The 17,465-nt window shown below is 65.4% G+C and carries 14 protein-coding genes and 1 tRNA gene; 8 read left to right on the forward strand and 7 right to left on the reverse strand.

Annotated elements, in window-relative coordinates:
- Positions 1–51: 51 nt before the first annotated feature.
- From MTDSW087_RS26115 to MTDSW087_RS26130, 4 genes are all read right to left on the reverse strand, one after another.
- A complete protein-coding gene (locus tag MTDSW087_RS26115; RefSeq protein ID WP_144768131.1) occupies positions 52–2,028 on the reverse strand; it encodes a family 2A encapsulin nanocompartment cargo protein cysteine desulfurase in 1,977 nt (658 codons plus the stop codon).
- Positions 2,015–3,406, reverse strand: coding sequence for a family 2B encapsulin nanocompartment shell protein (locus MTDSW087_RS31270; protein ID WP_144768133.1), 1,392 nt, complete (start codon positions 3,404–3,406; stop codon positions 2,015–2,017). The genes MTDSW087_RS26115 and MTDSW087_RS31270 overlap by 14 nt, the downstream gene beginning before the upstream one ends.
- Positions 3,407–3,832: 426 nt before the next feature.
- Entirely contained in the window at positions 3,833–4,678 is an 846-nt protein-coding gene (gene cysE, locus MTDSW087_RS26125; protein ID WP_144768135.1) for a serine O-acetyltransferase, read from the reverse strand.
- Positions 4,679–4,699: 21 nt separating this feature from the next.
- Complete coding sequence (locus MTDSW087_RS26130; RefSeq protein WP_144768137.1) at positions 4,700–4,906, reverse strand: hypothetical protein; 207 nt, start codon at positions 4,904–4,906, stop codon at positions 4,700–4,702.
- A gap of 714 nt (positions 4,907–5,620) precedes the next feature.
- Here MTDSW087_RS26130 and MTDSW087_RS26135 point away from each other — a divergent pair.
- Genes MTDSW087_RS26135 through MTDSW087_RS26145 form a run of 3 tightly spaced genes read left to right on the forward strand, consistent with a single transcriptional unit; the run spans position 5,621 to position 8,203 of the window.
- Positions 5,621–6,421 (forward strand): MetQ/NlpA family ABC transporter substrate-binding protein, encoded by an 801-nt coding sequence (locus MTDSW087_RS26135; protein ID WP_144768139.1) that lies wholly within the window; start codon positions 5,621–5,623, stop codon positions 6,419–6,421.
- Complete coding sequence (locus tag MTDSW087_RS26140) at positions 6,421–7,569, forward strand: methionine ABC transporter ATP-binding protein (RefSeq protein WP_144768160.1); 1,149 nt, start codon at positions 6,421–6,423, stop codon at positions 7,567–7,569. The genes MTDSW087_RS26135 and MTDSW087_RS26140 overlap by 1 nt, the downstream gene beginning before the upstream one ends.
- On the forward strand, positions 7,550–8,203 hold the full coding sequence (locus MTDSW087_RS26145) for a methionine ABC transporter permease (RefSeq protein ID WP_144768141.1): 654 nt from the start codon (positions 7,550–7,552) through the stop codon (positions 8,201–8,203). The genes MTDSW087_RS26140 and MTDSW087_RS26145 overlap by 20 nt, the downstream gene beginning before the upstream one ends.
- Before the next feature lie 147 nt (positions 8,204–8,350).
- Here MTDSW087_RS26145 and MTDSW087_RS26150 read toward each other — a convergent pair whose 3' ends face one another.
- The gene (locus MTDSW087_RS26150) at positions 8,351–9,211 is read right to left on the reverse strand and encodes a class II aldolase/adducin family protein (protein WP_144768143.1); all 861 of its coding nucleotides are present in this window, start codon (positions 9,209–9,211) and stop codon (positions 8,351–8,353) included.
- Positions 9,212–9,255: 44 nt separating this feature from the next.
- A complete protein-coding gene (locus tag MTDSW087_RS26155; RefSeq protein WP_144768144.1) occupies positions 9,256–10,560 on the reverse strand; it encodes an MFS transporter in 1,305 nt (434 codons plus the stop codon).
- 129 nt (positions 10,561–10,689) lie between these two features.
- On the opposite strand from MTDSW087_RS26155, the gene MTDSW087_RS26160 reads away from it, so the two are divergent.
- The 5 genes from MTDSW087_RS26160 (at position 10,690) to MTDSW087_RS26180 (ending at position 16,659) form a co-directional block, all read left to right on the forward strand.
- The gene (locus tag MTDSW087_RS26160; RefSeq protein WP_144768146.1) at positions 10,690–11,583 is read left to right on the forward strand and encodes a LysR substrate-binding domain-containing protein; all 894 of its coding nucleotides are present in this window, start codon (positions 10,690–10,692) and stop codon (positions 11,581–11,583) included.
- 440 nt (positions 11,584–12,023) lie between these two features.
- Positions 12,024–12,100: transfer RNA gene (locus MTDSW087_RS26165), tRNA-Met, on the forward strand.
- 204 nt (positions 12,101–12,304) lie between these two features.
- The gene (locus tag MTDSW087_RS26170) at positions 12,305–13,627 is read left to right on the forward strand and encodes a tyrosine-type recombinase/integrase (protein WP_144768148.1); all 1,323 of its coding nucleotides are present in this window, start codon (positions 12,305–12,307) and stop codon (positions 13,625–13,627) included.
- Between the two features lie 136 nt (positions 13,628–13,763).
- A complete protein-coding gene (locus MTDSW087_RS26175; RefSeq protein ID WP_144768150.1) occupies positions 13,764–15,986 on the forward strand; it encodes a DEAD/DEAH box helicase in 2,223 nt (740 codons plus the stop codon).
- A 1-nt stretch (position 15,987) separates the two neighbouring features.
- Positions 15,988–16,659: a DUF2290 domain-containing protein gene (locus tag MTDSW087_RS26180; RefSeq protein ID WP_144768152.1), complete on the forward strand. Its 672-nt coding sequence runs from the start codon at positions 15,988–15,990 to the stop codon at positions 16,657–16,659.
- A gap of 104 nt (positions 16,660–16,763) precedes the next feature.
- On the opposite strand, the gene MTDSW087_RS26185 is transcribed toward MTDSW087_RS26180, so the two are convergent.
- Entirely contained in the window at positions 16,764–17,333 is a 570-nt protein-coding gene (locus tag MTDSW087_RS26185; protein WP_144768154.1) for a tyrosine-type recombinase/integrase, read from the reverse strand.
- Between the last annotated feature and the right edge of the window lie 132 nt (positions 17,334–17,465).

Genomic DNA, 17,465 nt, shown 5'->3' on the forward strand with positions numbered 1-17,465 from the left:
TCCGGGCTGGGGGCTGGACGGGCGCCGGCCCTGCGGCCGGCGCCCGGTCTGTCAGTGCCGCGGCAGGGTGTGGAGCGCCCTGAGGAAGACGTCCACCTCCGCGCGGGTGTTGTAGAAGGCGAGCGAGGCGCGCACCGACTGGTCGACGCCGAAGCGGCGGAGCGCCGGCAGGGCGCAATGGTGCCCGGAGCGCACCGCGATGCCGTGCGCGTCGAGATGGTGGGCCACCGCCTCGTTCTCCTGCCCCGCGATCGTGAAGGACATCACGCTCGCCTTCTCCCGGGCCGTGCCGATCAGGCGCAGGCCCTTCACCTCGGCGAGCCCCGCCTGCGCGTAGTCGAGCAGGTCGTGCTCGTAGGCCGCGATCGCGGGAAGCCCGACGCTCTCCAGGTAGTCGAGCGCCGCGCCGAGGCCGACGGCCCCGGCGATGTCCGGCGTGCCCGCCTCGAACTTCTCGGGCGCGCCCTTGTAGACGGTCTTCGTGAAGGTGACGTCCTCGATCATGTGGCCGCCGCCCTGCCAGGGCGGCATCGCCGCGAGCAAGGCGCTCTTGCCGTAGAGCGCCCCGATCCCGGTCGGGCCGAACACCTTGTGGCCGGAGAAGACCAGGAAGTCGGCGTCGAGCGCCTGCACGTCCAGCGGCATGTGCGGCGAGGATTGCGCCGCGTCGACCAGCACCGGCACGCCGTAGGCATGGGCGAGCGCGATGATCTCAGCGATCGGGTTCACCGTGCCGAGCGCATTGGCCACATGCGTCACCGAGACGATCTTCGTGCGGCCCGAGAGCAGGGCCGCGTATTGCTCGAAGATGATCTCGCCGCGGTCGTTGACCGGGATCACCCGGATCGTCGCGCCCGTGGCCTGGGCGAGCAGCTGCCAGGGCACGATGTTGGCGTGGTGCTCGATCGTCGAGACGATGATCTCGTCGCCCGGGCCGATATGGGCGCGGCCATAGGAATTGGCGACGAGGTTGATCGCCTCCGTGGTGCCGCGCAGGAAGACGATGTCGTCCTTGGTCGGTGCGTTGAGGAAGCGGCGCACAGCCTCGCGCCCGCCCTCGAACAGGTCGGTGGAGCGCGCGGCAAGCGTGTGCGCAGCCCGGTGGATGTTCGAGTTGTGGCGCCCGTAGAACTCCGAGGTCGCGTCGATCACGGCCTTGGGCTTGTGCGTGGTCGCGGCATTGTCGAGCCAGACCAGCGGGTGGCCGTTGACGCTCTGGTGGAGCGCCGGGAAGTCCCGGCGCACGTGCTCCACGTCGAAGGGCGCCGCCACCGGGCTCGACCCTTGCGCGGTCAGGCGCGGGGCGGGGCCGGGCGAGCGGGTCGGCTCGACGCGGGGGGCGGCCGGGGCCTTGCGGGCCGGACGGGGGTCGAAATCGAGGAAGTAGTAGTCGGACGGGGGGGCCTCGGGCGCCCGCGACAGGCGGCCCGTTCGGGTGAAGCTCTCCTGCGCCTCGTCCACGCCCGCCTTCGACGGGTCGGCCGGCACGAGATGCGGGGCGAGCGCCCGGGCGAAGGCGGCGGCGCGCGGGTGGTCCGCCGCGATCTGCCGGTGCAGCTCCGGGCCGCCCGGGAACGCGGCGGGGAAAGAGAAGTCCGGCAGGACCGGCCGCGGGCTCGCCGGATGGACCGGCGGGATCGCGGCGGTGTCGAGGAGGGCCGGGCTCGCGGGCGCGAGGTTCGGCAGGCTCGGGCCCGACAGGCCGGGCAGCCCGACCGGCGGCGCGCCGAAGGAGCGGGAAGCGAGCGCCTGCGCGTCCGGCTGGAAACCGGAGGGCTGGCCCCCGGCCGGGGCCGAAGGCAAGCCGACCGCGCCGCTCGGGAACGGAGCGCCGGCGGGCCCCTGCGGCAGGCTCTCCAGCGCCTGCGGGATCTGCGGTCCCGCAGGGATCGCCGGGGCGAAGGGCTGGCTCGCGGCCTGCCCCTGCTTGTAGATCTCGCGGGCGAGGCGCCCGACGAGATCCGCGTGGGCGAGCTCGCCCGGGTTCCCCGAGGGGATGCCGAGAGCCGGCGCCTCAGGCGTAGTCATGGTAGTTGCCGAGCAGCACGTTATCGAGACGGGCGATCGCGTCCTCGACCAGCACCGCAGTCGAGAAGTAGCGGGTCACGAGGTGCGAGGCGATCGAGTGGTCGTTGGTGCCCATGTAGCGCACCGACAGGCCGGGCTCGATCTCGCCGGTGACGCCCGACTTCTGCAGGCCGACGACGCCCTGCTCGCCCTCGCCGACGCGGAGCAGCAGGATCGAGGTGGTCTGCGCGCCGGTGACCGGGTCGATGTCGATCGGCAGCTTGTCGCTCGGCACCAGCGGCACGCCGCGCCAGGTGATGAAGGGCGCACCGAACAGGTGCACCACCACCGGCGGCACGCCGCGGCGCGTGGCCTCCCGGCCGAAGGCCGCGATGGCGCGCGGATGCGCCACGAAGAAGGCGGGCTTCTTCCAGACCAGGGTCAGCAGCTCGTCGAGGTCGTCCGGGGTGGGCGGGCCGCCGCGGGTCGGGATGCGCTGGCGCCCGCTGACCTCGTTGAGCAGGCCGAAGGCCGAGTTGTTGATGAGCTCCCACTCCTCGCGCTCCTTCACCGCGTCGACGGTGAGGCGGATCTGCTCGCGGAGCTGGTCGATCTCGTTCGAGTAGAGGTCGGTGACCCGGGTATGGGTGTTGAGGATCGTCTGGATGGTCGAGAGGTGGTACTCGCGCGGATCGACCTCGTAGTCGACGAAGGTGGTGGGCAGGCGCGGCTCGCCGGCATGCACCGCCAGGAGCTCGATGCCCTGCTCCCCGTGGGAATTGGTGTGGCCCTTGAGCCGGTCGCGCTCCTCCTGATGCTGGGCGATCCGGGCGCGGATCTCGTCGTTGTCGACCGCCGCGCGGTCGAGCGTCAGCAGGGTGACGGCCGAGAGCGCCTTGACGGCCGGCGCCGGCGCGGCCTCGCCGACGAGGTCGCCGTCGCCGAAATAGTCGCCGCGCGTGGCGAGGCCCTGGCGGAGCCGGCCCTTGTAGGGGCCCGACAGGGTCAGCTCGACGGTGCCGTCGGCGACCACGACGAGGCTGCGGCCGTCGGAGCCCTCCTCGTGGATGACCTCGCCCGCCTTGTGCTTGCTCTCGGTGAACTTGGCCGCCAGCGCGGCGAGCTCGGCATCGCCCAGGCGGCTGAACAGCGGCACGGCGCGCAGCGAGCCGGGACGGATCACCCGGCCCTTGTCCTCGGCGGCGAGGTCGATGCGGCCGGGCTTGGCCAGCACCACGGCGCGGCGGTTGACGCGGTAGACGCCGCCCGGGACGTCCACGAAGGGCAGGAGCCGCAGGAGCCAGCGCGGCGTGTTGGCCGCGTTCTGGACGGAGGTGACGGTCGCCGTCGCAAGATTGCGCGCGGCTGAGGCGCTGACGCTCAAACCCGGTCCGCTCATCGTCTGGTCTCTCCTGCCGTCTCGTTCCGTTGCTGGGTCGGGCGGCGTCCGGCCCCGCTGCGGGGCCGCGGCACGCGAGGTGCAGCCGCGAGGAAGTATTCCCGCGTCGTTCTCGGGAGAGAGGCCGCGCGGATCTGCCCGAAATCTTCTCGATTCGGGTCGATGGAAGTATCGGTTCGGCCGGGGCGGCAGATTCGCTCCGCCGGCTGCGGCGATTTAGGGATAAGCTCAGCGTGGAAGCCCGGTCAACGGAATGATCTTCCAAAATCACGCCGCTCTGGAGACTGGCCTACCCTGGCGCATCGCATTCAAAGAATGCGCTGCTGCAAACAGCACGATCGATGGAAATTTGTTCTTCCATCGGCCGAGCTGGACGGGACGGGTGGTGCGATCTTCCGGGGTAGGATTTTTCTTGGAGTCCTAAGCTCAGATTCCGTCGCCGAAGCCGAAGGACTGGTCCATGGTCAGCGCCGGCTGCTCCCCCGGGGCGAGGCGCGAGACCACCCGGGCCGGCACCCCCGCGACGGTGGTGTGGGGCGGCACGTCGTGCAGCACCACCGCGGCGGCGGCGACCTTGGCGCCCTCCCCCACCCGGATGTTGCCGAGCACCTTGGCGCCGACGCTGAGCAGCACCCCGCGCGAGATCTTGGGGTGGCGGTCGCCGCTCTCCTTGCCGTTCCCGCCGAGCGTCACCGATTGCAGGATCGAGACATCGTCGGCGATGACCGTGGTCTCGCCGATGACGACGCCGGTGGCGTGGTCGATGAAGACCCCCGAGCCGATCCGCGCGGCCGGATGGATGTCGCAGCCGAACACCTCGGAGATGCGGCTCTGGACGTGGAGCGCCAGCGTCGCCCGGCCCTGGTGCCAGAGCCAGTGCGCGACCCGGTAGCCTTCGAGGGCGGCGAGCCCCTTGTAGAACAGGAAGGGGTCGAGATAGCGGCGGCAGGTCGGGTCGCGCTCGCGGATGGCGACGAGGTCGCGCACCGCGTGGGCGCCCGTGCGGGGGTCGGCCTCGAAGGCGGCGAGGCAGAGGTCGCGCATCGAGAGCCGGGCGAGGTCGCCGTCGCCGAGCCGGTGGGCCAAGCGGTAGGCGAAGGCCTGGGCGAGGCTGCGCTGGTCGAGGATCGTCGCCTGGACGATCCCGGCATAGAGCGGCTCCTCGATGAGCGCCGCCTCGGCCTCGGCGCGCAGCTCCGCCCAGACGTCGTCCTCCGCCGTGCTGCGGCTCGTGGCGCGCAGCGGCGGCTGGATCGCCGCGGTCGCGGTCATGTCGTCCCACCTCGCCTTTTGTCAGTGCACCCGCCGGAACAGGTCGGGCAGGTAGCTCTGCAGGGTCTCGTGGCCCTCGAACTTCACGTCGATGGTGGCGACCCCCCGGCCCTGGCCGTGGATGCCGACCACACGGCCCCGCGCGTGGCGCCAGATCCCGAGCGCCTCGGCGAGGTCGAGCCGCTCGAATACGACCTGGTCGCCCTGCATCACCGTCGCTGCCGCCATGGCGTCGAACTCCCTGGGGCCGATCGCATCGGCCCGATCCTGTGTGGGAAGAGGCTGCTGGGACGCCCGCATCCGTCCGTGGGAAGGCTCTTCCTGATGCCCACGGCCGCCGGAGAAGGTTTCGGTCGCGAAGGATGCGTGCGGGAGCATGTTTTTCGCTAAGTCATTGTTGTATCTGGATAATTGGTCATTCATTGCGGTTTTGCAAGGCTGCTCCGGCGGCGTTGTTTCCGCTTCGCGCCCGCCGGGCCGGGACGATCCGCCGGGAAGGCCGAGCCCTGGGCGTGGTCCCAAGCGCTTGGCCGGGCTCGCGTTGTGGGTGGGCGGAGGCCCCGTGCCGCGCGGCCCGCGCCGCCGCGCTCGATCGGGCGGATGAGAGGAAGGTTTCCCGTTCGGCATCCGATAGGGATCGTTCGTGTCGTGACGCGAAGATCTTTGGAATGTTCGACCGGGACCCTTTGCTCTAGCCTTCGTCGTCAATGATCAGCCCGACGCCAGCGCGGCGCTCGTCCCGAGGGACGGGCGCGGCATGCCGCTCGGGCCTGTCGGGCGTCCGACGAAGACGCCTCCCCGGACGATGTCCTGCCCAACGCGCCGAGCGCCCGCCCCGCCGCGGCGCGATGCCCGGACGGCCGGGCGCGACGCCCCCGGTTCCCTCCCCCGGCTCCGTCGAGCCGCAAGACGCCAGAGCCCCTTGCCGAGAGCCCCTTGCCGATGACCTTCCTGAGACTGATCGCTGCCGCCGCCCTCACGCTCGGCGCGATGGCCGCCCGGGCGGAAAGCCTCAAGGTCGGCGTGGTGCCCGGCGCCTATGCCGATGCCGTCAACGCCGCGGTGAGCGAGGCCAAGGCGCAGGGGCTCGACGTCAAGGTCATCGAGTTCAGCGACTGGACGACGCCGAACGTCGCGCTGGATGCCGGCGACATCGACGTGAACTTCTTCCAGCACCGGCCCTTCATGGAGAATGCCGAGAAGGCGAAGGGCTACGATTTCGAGGTGGTCGGGCTCGGCATCCTGCAGAATCTCGGGATCTACTCCCTGAGGCACAAGAGCCTGGACGCGGTCCCGGTCGGCGGCACCGTCGCCATCGCCAACGATCCGGTGAACCAGGGCCGCGGCCTGCTGCTGCTCCAGAAGGCCGGGCTGATCAAGCTGAAGACGGATGTCGGCTTCCTCGGCACCGTGGACGACATCGTCGAGAACCCGAAGAAGCTCAAGTTCACCGAGGTCGAGGGGCCGCAACTCGTCCGCGTCACCGGCGACGTCGATCTCGCGCAGGGCTATCCGCACTTCATCGTCGCCGCCGGCACCTTCGACCCGACCAGCGGGCTGATCTATTCCGGCATCGAGGACAAGCTCTTCGCGGTGAGCTTCGTCACCAAGGCCGCGCGCAAGGACGACCCGGCGATCCGGAAGTTCGTGGCCCTGTTCCAGGCCTCGGACGCGGTGAAGAAGCGGATCCACAGATCCTTCGCCGACAGCGACAAGCTCTACGTGCTGGCGTGGCTGAACTGATGGCGGGCTTGGCATTCGACACGATCCGCGATCCCGCCCGCTGGATCGCCGAGGGGACGCCAGCGCGCGCCCTCCCCGCCGCGCGGACCGGGCAGGAGGGCCGGCCGGCCGCCGGCACGGTGCGGTTCGAGGCCCTCTCCAAGACCTACCGCTCGGCGGCCGGCGAGGTCCGGGCGCTCGACAGCATCGACCTCGAGATCCCCGCCGGCGCGATCTTCGGCATCATCGGCCGTTCGGGCGCCGGCAAGTCGACCCTCCTGCGCGCCGTGAACCGGCTGGAGGAGCCGACCTCCGGCCGCGTCCTGATCGACGGCGCGCCGATCGCGGCGCTCGACACGGACGGCCTCGTGGCCCTGCGCCGCCGCATCGGCATGATCTTCCAGCACTTCAACCTGCTCTCGGCCAAGACCGTGCGCCAGAACGTGGCGCTGCCGCTCGTCGTCGCGGGCGTGCCGAGGGCCGAGATCGGCCCCCGGGTGGACGAGGCGCTGCGCCTCGTCGGGCTGGAGGCCAAGGCGGAGACCTATCCCTCGCGCCTGTCGGGCGGCCAGAAGCAGCGCGTGGGCATCGCGCGCGCCCTCGTCAGCCGTCCGGAGATCCTGCTCTGCGACGAGGCGACCTCGGCCCTCGATCCGGAGACCACCCTCTCGATCCTGAGCCTGCTCCGCGACATCAACCGGCGCCTCGGCATCACCATCGTCCTGATCACGCACGAGATGAGCGTGATCCGCGAGGCGTGCAGCCACGTGCTGGTGCTGGAGGCGGGGCGGATCGCCGAGACGGGGCCGGTCTGGCGCGTCTTCGGGGCGCCAGAGCATCACGCGACCCGGGCGCTGCTCGAACCGCTGACCCGCGGCCTGCCCGAGGACCTCGCGGCCCGGCTGCGGCCGCATCCCGCGCCCGGCGCGGCGACCGTGCTGCGGATCACCTATTCCGGGCGGGAGGCGCCCGACCTCTCGGCCCTCGCCGCGGCCGCGGCCGCGCCGGTGCGGCTGCTCCAGGCGGGCATCGAGCGGATCCAGGGCCATGCGGTCGGCCGGATGCTGGTCGCCGTCGCGGCGGCCGGCGCGGATCCGGGCGTCGAGGACCGCGTGCGGGCGCTCGGGGGCGTCGTCGAGAGGATCGGCTATGTCGCAACTGATGATTGACCGCCTCTGGCAGGCCGCCTTCGACACCCTCTTCATGGTCGGCGTCTCGGCCGGGATCGCGGTGCTGGCGGGCCTGCCCCTCGCGCTCTTCCTCGTCATCTCGGGGCCTGGCGGCATCCTCCCGGCGCCGAAGGCGAACCGGGCGGTCGGCGCGCTCGTCAACGGCTTCCGCGCCGTGCCCTTCATCGTGCTGCTGGTGGCGCTGATCCCGTTCACCCGGCTGGTGGCGGGCACCACCATCGGCGTCTGGGCGGCCATCGTCCCGCTCTCGGTGAGCGCCACCCCCTTCTTCGCGCGGATCGCCGAGGTCTCGCTGCGGGAGGTCGATCCGGGGCTGATCGAGGCGGCCCAGTCCATCGGATGCCGGCGCCGGCACATCCTCGTCCACGTGCTGCTGCCCGAGGCGCTGCCGGGGATCGTGGGCGGCCTCACCATCACGGTCGTCTCGATGATCGGCGCCTCCGCGATGGCCGGCGCCGTCGGCGCGGGCGGCCTCGGGGACGTGGCCATCCGCTACGGCTACCAGCGCTTCGACACCACGGTGATGGCGACGGTGATCGTCATCCTGATCGCGCTGGTCTGCCTCGTCCAGTCCGCCGGCGACACCGCCGTGCGGCGGCTGCGGGCGCGCTGAGCGCCCTGCCGTCCTCACCTCCGGATCGATATGGGTCCGAACGAGGGGAGCCGTACCCGATCCTGCTGTGATCGGGCACGGCTCCAAGTCCGTGTTCTGACGTGCTCTCGTTCGCCGAGCCGGCATCCGGTTCGGCGAAGGGCGTCCTTACTCGAACATGTCCGGCTGCGTCGCCGCGATGTGGCTGTACAGCGTCTGGAAATGCAGCCAGCCGATATAGTCGCTGCCGACATGCTCGCGGCTGTACTTGGCCGTCTTCTCGGACACGACCTGCGGCTTGATGCCGGTGGCCTCGACCAGCAGCTGCTGCCGGCAGGCCCGCTCGAGGGCGATGAACCAGAACGCCGCGTCGTCGATGCTGTGCCGGCTGGTGGTCAGCAGGCCGTGGTTCTGGTGCAGGACGCCCCGGTTGCGGCCGATCTCCCGGGCCACCGACCAACCGCTCTCCTTCTCCACCGCGACCGCGCCGGCCGAGGCGCCGATGACGGCGTGGCTGTTGTAGAAGGCGGCGGCATCCTGGCTGATCATGTCGAGCGGGCGCCCGGTGGCGCACCAGGCGGTGCCGTAGACCGTGTGCGCGTGGCACATGGCCATGACGTCCGGATATTCCTCGTGCACGGCGGCGTGCAGGACGAACCCGGCCCGGTTGATCGCGTGGGTGCCCTCCACGACCTCGCCCTTGTGGTCGGCGAGGATGAGGTTCGACATCTTCACCTGGGAGAAGTGCACGCACATCGGGTTGGTCCAGTACAGCTCCGGACGCTCCGGATCGCGCACCGTCAGATGTCCGGCGAAGCCGTAGTCGAAGCCGTGCATCGCGAAGGCGCGGCAGGCGGCGACGAGGTGCTGCTTGCGGTATTCCCGCTCCGCCGCGACGCTCTCGAAATCCGGCGTCTCGGGGAAGATCAGGCCCTCCTGCTCGGGCTGGTAGATCGAGATCCGCTTGCGGCCGCCGCGGTCCGGGGTCAGGTCCAGGGCGACGTCGTGATCGTGGTCGTGGTCCAGCATGACGATACCTTTCGAGGATCGCACCGGGGCGATCGTGAGGGGGGTCAGCGGTTGACGAGGTGCTTCGGCATCGTCAGCGCCAGGAGGCTGCCGACGAGGAGGCAGCCGGCGAGGGTGTAGACGCCGAGGCTCGTCGACTGGGTCCGGTCGACGATCCAGCCGATCAGGTAGGGGCTCACGAAGCCGGCGAGGTTGCCCACCGAGTTCACCACGGCGATGCCGGTGGCGGCGGCCGCCCCCGCCAGGACGGCGGTCGGCAGGCACCAGAACTGGGCCAGCGTCACCAGCACGCCGGCGGTGGCGACGGTCAGCGCGATCTCGGCCACCACGATGTTCGTGCTGAACTGGATGCTGACGAGCCAGCCGACGGCGCCGATCACGCCCGGCACCAGGATGTGCCAGCGCCGCTCGCGGGCCGCGTCCGACATCCGCCCGACCACGATCATCGCGACGGCGGCCACGCCGTAGGGGATGGAGGAGAGCATCCCGATGGTCAGCGTGTCGGTGACGCCCGCACCCTTGATCAGGGTCGGCAGCCAGAAGCCGACGCCGTAGAGGCCCATGATGAAGAACAGGTAGATCACGCTGAGCAGCCAGACCCAGGGGCTGGTGAAGCCGTCGCGCAGGCGGTGCGCGGTCGCCTCGCCCTTGTCCGCCTCGATCTCGCGGGTCAGCAACGCCTTCTCGTCGGCGGTGAGCCACTTGGCCTTGGCGATGCTGTCGGTGAGGTAGGCGAGCACGCCGAAGGCGAGGACGAAGGACGGCAGCGCCTCGATCAGGAACATCCACTGCCAGCCGGCCAGCCCGTAGAGGCCCGACATGCTGTGCATGATCCAGCCCGAGAGCGGCCCGCCGATGAGCCCGGCGATCGGGATGCCGGTCATGAACATCGCGATGATGCTGCCGCGGCGCTTCGCCGGGAACCAGTAGGTCAGGTAGAGGATGACGCCCGGGAACAGCCCGGCCTCGGCGACGCCGAGCAGGAAGCGCAGCACGTAGAACATCGTCGGCGTGGTGACGAACATCATAGCCGCCGAGATAATGGCCCAGGTGAACATCACCCGTGCGATCCAGAGCCGCGCGCCGACCTTGTGAAGGATGATGTTGCTCGGCACCTCGAAGATGAAGTAGCCGATGAAGAAGATGCCGGCGCCGAGGCCGTAGATCGTCTCGCTGAATTTGAGATCGTTCAGCATCTGAAGTTTGGCAAAGCCGACGTTCACCCTATCCAGGTAGGCGGCGACGTAGCAGACGAACAGGAACGGGATCAATCGCAAGGTGACCTTGCGATAGACCTGATCCGTCTCGTCGACCATTGCCCCTGGCAGGGCAGCAATACCCTGCGCCATTACGGCGTCTCCTCGATCGTTTTGTGTGCGCCTGTTCTCGGAACACTGTGCGGATCGTGGCGAGCGGCGGTATCTTTGACAAACGACGAATTTTCAGGGATCGATGAATGAGATTCACGGATTTGGCGTTTGCAACATCTGCCCAGCCTGCATGCCCTGCGTGCCTTCGAGGCGGCCGCTCGCCTCGGCAGCTTCGCGCGGGCCGGCGAGGAGCTGCGTCTCACGCCCTCGGCGATCAGCCATCAGGTGCGGGCGCTGGAGCAGCATCTCGGGCGCCCGCTCTTCGTGCGCGCCAACCGGCAGGTGCTCCTCACCCCTGAGGGCGAGCGCCTGCTCGCGGTCCTGTCCCAGGCCTTCGGGGCGATCCGTGCGGTCTGCGCGGAGATCAGCCCGCCGGCCAGGACGCGGGAGCTCGCCGTCCACTGCACCCCGAGCTTCGCCGCGAAGTGGCTCGGGCCCCGGCTGCCGGGCTTCATCGCGCGGCAGCCCGCCATCAACATCCGGATGTCGTCCAATGCCGAGCCCCTCGACCTGCTGCGCCACGACGAGATCGACGTCGTCATTTCCTACGGGGCGGCCGCGAAGGAATCCGGCCTCACCACGCATACGCTGGGCTTCGAGGAGATCGCCGCCCTCTGCTCCCCCGCCTTCGACCGGGCGCACCAAGTGGCCGCGCTAGAGGATTTCGAGGCGCTGGTCCGGCTCGAATCGTCGTTCAGCCCGGTGCGCTGGTCGGACTGGTTCGCCCTGAACCGCCTGCCCATGCCGGCGTCGCGGACCGGGCCGGCCTTCGACCGCGGCTCCCTCGTGATCTCGGCCGCGGCGCAGGGGCTCGGGCTCGCCCTGGAATCCCTGTGCTTCGCCCAGGCCGAGATCGATGCCGGGCTGCTCGTCCGCTTCGGCGGCGACCGGTTCGAGAGCATCCGGCGGAATATGCACTTCCTGACCTACCGGACCCGCGACGAGAGTGCGCCGAAGATCCGCCATTTCTGCGAGTGGATCATCGGCGAGGCCGCGCCCTGATTTCGCGCCTCGGAGCGCGCCCGGATCAGGCCGTCCGGCCGTCGCACCATGCGGCCAGCACGCGGCCCGGCGGCAGGCCGACTCCGAGGCAGAGGCGGGAGGCCAGCGTCGTCACGATCCAGTTGCCGGCCGTGTTGACGAACAGGGCGTCCGGCGCCTCCCGCAGCGGGTTGGCCTCGGCGAGGCGCCATCGATCAGGAGGTGGAGGGGCGGGACGGCAAGCCCGGCCCGGCCTAGATGCGCGGCGCAGGCCAGCTTGTCGGCGAGCAGCGCGTGCCCGGCCGGATCGCCGAGGCCGAAACGCCATGACCGTATCGAGGCTTCATGCAGGGCGGAAGAGCGTGCCCGCGCGGCCCCATCGGACCGTTGACACGGCAGCCCGCATTTCCCTATATCCCGTCGCCGATGCAGGCGACCAAGCCCATGGCGCGTCGGCATATGGCGGGGTAGCTCAGCTGGTTAGAGCAGAGGAATCATAATCCTTGTGTCGGGGGTTCAAATCCCTCCCTCGCTACCAACAATTCCGAAGCCCCGCCAAGCACTTAGCGGGGCTTTTTGTTTGCCTTGCTCTCTACGGATTTCGGCTTTAAATCCTAGAACAGCGCTAGCGCAGCCGAAAAAATTATCGTGCAGGCGTAACGGTTTGCTGGGGGCTCAAGGAGCACCCTAGCGCACTTTTAGCGCAGTCCTCCGCACCGCAGTAACCAGACAGGGCCGCATCGTGAGCACCCCTGGCAACGTACAAGACGAGCGCTACCAGCTGTTCCAGCGCGCCGGCAGCACCCGGTGGCAGGTGCGCTTCAGCATCAAAGGTCAGGGGCAGTTCAAGCGCTCGCTCGACACGGACGATCAGCGAGAGGCTGAGCGCCGCGCCGACGCCATCTGGTACGAGGCCACCTACCGCGCCAAGCAGGGGCTCACGGCAAAGGCGCATACCTTCGAGAGCGTGGCCGAGGCGTACATCGCGCAGATCCTACGGGAGGTGGAACGGGGCGAGCGCCGGGCGGATCAGGGCAAGAGCGAGCCCGCCGTGATTCGCCGCTACTTCATCGGCTACTTCGGCCAGAAGCCCATCGACGCGGTCAACGAACCGGATCTGGAGCGCTACACGGAGTGGCGGCGCACCTACTGGACCGAAGGCCCCGGCAAGCTCATCACACACATCGAGTACGAGCGAGACGGCCACCGCCTACGCAGGCCTGTGCGGCGCTCAGCACCATCTCTGAGCCGCCAGCGCGGTGAGAGCGTAGTGCTACGCGCACTTCTGCGCTGGGCCTCACGGCAGGGCTACCTGAAGACCCCGCCGGAGATCAGCATCAAGGCGCGGCGCTCGCCGGACAACCGGCGGCCGAGCTTTGAGCCGCACGAATTCGCCAAACTCGAAGCGGTGAGCCTCAGCCGGCTGGTGGATCCGATCATGGATGGCACGGGCGCAGAGGTGCGGGCCAGTGACAAGCGCAGCTGGCGCATCAAGCGGCTGGACGACCATACCCGGCGCGATCGCACTGTGCTGCACGCGTACGTGATGATCGGCGCGTTCTCGGGACTGCGCCCCACCGAGATGTACAACCTCAACTGGGGCGACGTGCTGGGCTACCGCGCCGGTAGGAAGAAGAGCGTGGATGATCGGGACATCCGGCTGCAGGTGCGGGGCAAGGGTAAGAGCGGCAAGGCCATTCCGCAGAAGGCGGCAATCCCGTGGTTCGACACGCTCTGGATGCTGTTTGAGCGTAGCATGGGCCGAGAGCCTGATGATTCGGACCCGGTGTTTGCGAACGAGCAGGGCAAGCGCATCAGCTCGGTCGCCAACGGCTTCACCGAACTGGTGAAGGCGGCCGGGCTTGAGCGGGATCATCGCGGCATCAAGCGCACGCCGTACTCGCTGCGCCACTTCTATATCAGCGAGCAGCTGGCGAACGGAGCTGAGGTGCTCGACGTGGCCCGGAATTGTCGCACGTCCTTAACGATGATCGACAAGCACTACGGCCAGGTGCGGCTTGAGCGTGTGGTCGATCGCCTGAGACCGGAGTGGACCCGAGCCTGATACGCCAGTACCAGCTGTGGGCGTTCCGGAAGCCGCGGACGCTTCTCGAATGAGGCCAAAAGCGCTAGCGTCACGATCAGCGGACAAACACCCGTCCCCATCCTAGGTCGAGGGATCGGGCTCTTACGAGGTTGATGTGGAATACGTTGCCGGATCGCTGGCCTTAGAAAACAACGTTGCTGCTAATCAAATTGGCGCGTTCTTAAGTCGTGCCTTAGAAGGGGCAGCAGGCCAAATTGGATACAAGCAGCCAACGGTAGGTGTTCGCGACAAAACTGATGTTCCCACATTCATTATTATGTCGCCCGATTTCGGTATAGTCCTCATTGATGTTTTGGATGAAAAACTTACTTCTATTGACGATTCAGGAGAATTTTTTAATCTCGCCAACGGCACAAGTATATACTCAAGAGATATCGTTCTGGATAACTTCTTTCAGGAGGTGGAAAACCGTCTCAAAAAAGAAAGTAAGGTCTATGATCGAAAATCCAGGCGACTTTACATAAATATATCTCGCGCCATCGTATTTTATCACAATGCGAAGGCTGAGCTTTCGAGCATATCGGGAGTTGGGGATTTCCTCTCTCAAGTGATCGCTATCGACGAAGTCAATGATCATATCGTAGGTTTTCTCGAAGCTAATCGCCAACCGACGCAGCTCCCAACTGACGTCCTCGATGCATGTATCGCAGCCCTTGAAGGTACAGCTGCTTACGATTGGTCCAAGAAAGCTCCACCGGTAAGTTCGCCTGTCACGAAAGACGATTTCATACGTGTGTCAATGAACACCACTTTTAAATTGGACCAGACGCAGCGCCGAATTGCCATGCAGATCCCGGGTGGGCCTCAGCGCATAAGAGGACTTGCTGGAACTGGGAAGACGGTAATACTAAGCTTGAAAGCGGCGCTTACACATAAAGATTTTCCGGAATTTCGAATTCTTTTTCTTTTCAATACACAAAGTATGTATCGCGAGATCCGAAGAAAGATATCTGACTATTACATTCCAGAAGCAAAACAAAATCCAAACTGGGAGCGTTTAGAAGTGTTGCATGCCTGGGGTGGTAGGAATCAGCCCGGGTTGTATTCGCAGGTTTGTGCAAACTATGGTTATAGGCCGGAGACATTTTCAGAGGTGCGTGGCGCGTCAGATGCGTTGGGAGATATCTATAAGCGATTTCTATCGAAGCATCGCTTAAACCTTCGCCCAGTCTACGACTTGATTTTGATCGACGAAGCTCAAGATTTCTCGTCGCCAATCTTCGAAACCGCGTTCCTTCTTTGCAAAGACCCTAAGCGGATTGTGTGGGCTTACGACGAATTCCAAACAATGACCGATCTTAGGATGCCCGCTCCTGAGGATTTGTTCGGTTACGCCGAAGATGGTTCGCCCAATATCTCCAGTGAGGCACTTGAAGGCACATATCCTGGCGGGATTGAAAAAGATTTCATCCTTCCAAATTCTTATAGGAACCCCCGGATATCTCTGGTGGCAGCCCATGGCCTAGCATTGGGATTGCGGCGGCCTCAGGGCATCATCGATATGCTAGATCACAGGCGAGACTGGGAGGCTCTGGGTTATGAAGTCCAACAGCCCACGGTGAAAAGTACCTTTGAACCAGGGGACGAAATTGTCCTTGAGAGACCCGAACGGAATAGCAAGAATACCCTCGAAAATCTCATTCGAGGTTCAGGTTTTGATGACAAGTCGCTGGTCGAATTTAATGAGTATCAGAATAGAGTTGAGGAAATTACAGCGATAGCGCAAAAAATTCAGGGCCTTGTTGTTCAGGATGGTGTAAGTGCTGATGAGATTATAGTGGTTTCTCTTGCTGTTGGATCATGCAAGAACGATTTTAGTTTCCTACGATCGTTGCTCACTGAGATGGGCATACGGTCCATCATGCCCGGCTTTATCGAGGCTCCGTCGCAATTCAAGGAGCCAGGCGCGGTTACACTCAGCACGCCCTTCCGTGCAAAAGGGAATGAAGCAAACATCGTCTTCGTTATGGGAACGGAAGTTGTCGTAGGTGACGCCACTTTTAGAATGCGTAACGCACTCTTCGTCGGCATGACGCGTTCGAGAGGTTGGACTTATATGTCTGGGCTTTCCGGAGGCGCGGGCGCGCTCAAGGCTGAATTGGATAGCCTACTTTCTAGCTATCCCGTTCTCCAATTTGCATACCCATCCGAGGAGGAGCTTCGGCGTAGAAGAATCATTCTTAACAAGGATGATGGCGATATTGCCAAAAAACAGGCAATTTTGTCTGAGATGATGGTCAGCGACGAGGAGTTGCTGATTGAGATGTTAAAAAATAACCCAGATTTACTCAAGAAATTAGGCGCTACGCAGTCATAAAATGAATCCCTCCGTCGTAATGCAGGAGCTTGAAGCGATTGCGCGCGATTTTCCTAGGCTCATCCTAGATCGAAATTTTGTCTTGGACGGTAGCTGTGTGTCATGGCCGGCTTACAGGCCTGGAATATTTCCGGGCGTCAATTACCTTGAGGAGTACCGCAACGTTGTAGACAGGCGGCAGTACTCATTTTTGCTGGATGGCGGAAATGCTATTCAATTGTACTATTTTTGGGAAGGATCAAAGCTGCGGCGGGCAAGATTAGCTTTCTATCAGAGTCCCACTGACTTTGCTGATTGGGGGACGCAATGGTACGAAAGCGAAATTTCCGCAGGCGACCTGATGTATTTTCAATCAGGCGAGGAAGATCACGACATCGCCGAAGATGCTGTGACCTATGGTACTTGCTGGAGTCATTTCCGTTTTGACTACGATTCGAATGTCGAGGCGCACGACAAGTCCCATCTCCAACACAGTGCGACAAATAATTTTAGAGTCCCTAGCGCCAGGATCTTTGCCCCTTATTATTTCTTTTGCTCAATTGCTACCTCCTTCTATCCTATAGTGAAAGAGGTCATCTCCTCCAGACATCCCCACACAGCAAATTATATTGCTAGTATAAGGCGCTCAATAGATGTTGGTGTAATGGATGAAAGAAGTTTTTACATCAAATAGATACTATGAGCGCTTGCGCTTAGGACGCCGTTCTTCTCCGCCTGTCCTTGCCGGGAAGACGGACAGGCAGCGAAAGCGAAGGTGCTCTCAAGCGGTCGTGATAGTCATAGTACCTCGACAGCGGCGCGCATCATCTCATCGTTGACGTCGATGTAGCGCTGGGTGGTTGAAAGATGCCGGTGACCTGCCAGCATCATGATCGCTTTGGGCGAGATGCCCGCATGAGCCAGACGAGTGATGAACCAACGCCGGCCGCTATGGCTTGACCCTCCATCTAAGCCAGCCTGGACGTAGAAGCCCTTCATCGACTGCGCCAACACATTGGCGCTGAACGCAGACCTCTTCTGAGTGATGAGGACCGGCTGCGAAGCCCGCGGCGCTTCGGCTAGGCTGGACCGGAACTGCTCGATCTCACGGCGGAGGCGCGCGTTCATGAACACCACGCGCGCGTGTCCCCCTTTGGTAATAGCCGCACTCAGACGGAGCTGCTCGCGCACCCTCCCCTCCCCGTCCAGGAGATCGCCCCAGCGAAGCGCTGCGATTTCGCCCACGCGCAGACCCGCCAAGTAGCTCAGCATCAGCGCGGCTCGGTTGCGCGTACCGTACCGTCCCTGCCCCGCTACAGCGAGGAGCCTCTTCAGCTCAGCGTCGGTAAGCACCCGCGCGTGTCTCATCAAATCTCACACTTTGTACGTCCCAACGACTGTCCGCCGTCAGCACTCCTGAGACAGATTGAGGGTCTTCACGAACGGAGGATGGCTGGTTCATCGTAGCCCCCAGGAGCGAAGATGAAACAGACGTCCGGG

Source organism: Methylobacterium dankookense, from assembly GCF_902141855.1.
In the GTDB taxonomy this organism is placed as follows: Bacteria; Pseudomonadota; Alphaproteobacteria; order Rhizobiales; family Beijerinckiaceae; genus Methylobacterium; species Methylobacterium dankookense.

Bases quoted from the DNA above. Each gene is read 5' to 3' on its own strand.
- MTDSW087_RS26140 (WP_144768160.1), top strand. From the start codon at position 6,421: ATGGCGGGCTTGGCATTCGACACGATCCGCGATCCCGCCCGCTGGATC.
- cysE (WP_144768135.1), bottom strand. From the start codon at position 4,678: ATGACCGCGACCGCGGCGATCCAGCCGCCGCTGCGCGCCACGAGCCGC.
- MTDSW087_RS26145 (WP_144768141.1), top strand. From the start codon at position 7,550: ATGTCGCAACTGATGATTGACCGCCTCTGGCAGGCCGCCTTCGACACC.
- MTDSW087_RS26155 (WP_144768144.1), bottom strand. From the start codon at position 10,560: ATGGCGCAGGGTATTGCTGCCCTGCCAGGGGCAATGGTCGACGAGACG.
- MTDSW087_RS26180 (WP_144768152.1), top strand. From the start codon at position 15,988: ATGAATCCCTCCGTCGTAATGCAGGAGCTTGAAGCGATTGCGCGCGAT.
- MTDSW087_RS26115 (WP_144768131.1), bottom strand. From the start codon at position 2,028: ATGACTACGCCTGAGGCGCCGGCTCTCGGCATCCCCTCGGGGAACCCG.
- MTDSW087_RS26130 (WP_144768137.1), bottom strand. From the start codon at position 4,906: ATGGCGGCAGCGACGGTGATGCAGGGCGACCAGGTCGTATTCGAGCGG.
- MTDSW087_RS26135 (WP_144768139.1), top strand. From the start codon at position 5,621: ATGACCTTCCTGAGACTGATCGCTGCCGCCGCCCTCACGCTCGGCGCG.
- MTDSW087_RS26150 (WP_144768143.1), bottom strand. From the start codon at position 9,211: ATGCTGGACCACGACCACGATCACGACGTCGCCCTGGACCTGACCCCG.
- MTDSW087_RS26185 (WP_144768154.1), bottom strand. From the start codon at position 17,333: ATGAGACACGCGCGGGTGCTTACCGACGCTGAGCTGAAGAGGCTCCTC.
- MTDSW087_RS31270 (WP_144768133.1), bottom strand. From the start codon at position 3,406: ATGAGCGGACCGGGTTTGAGCGTCAGCGCCTCAGCCGCGCGCAATCTT.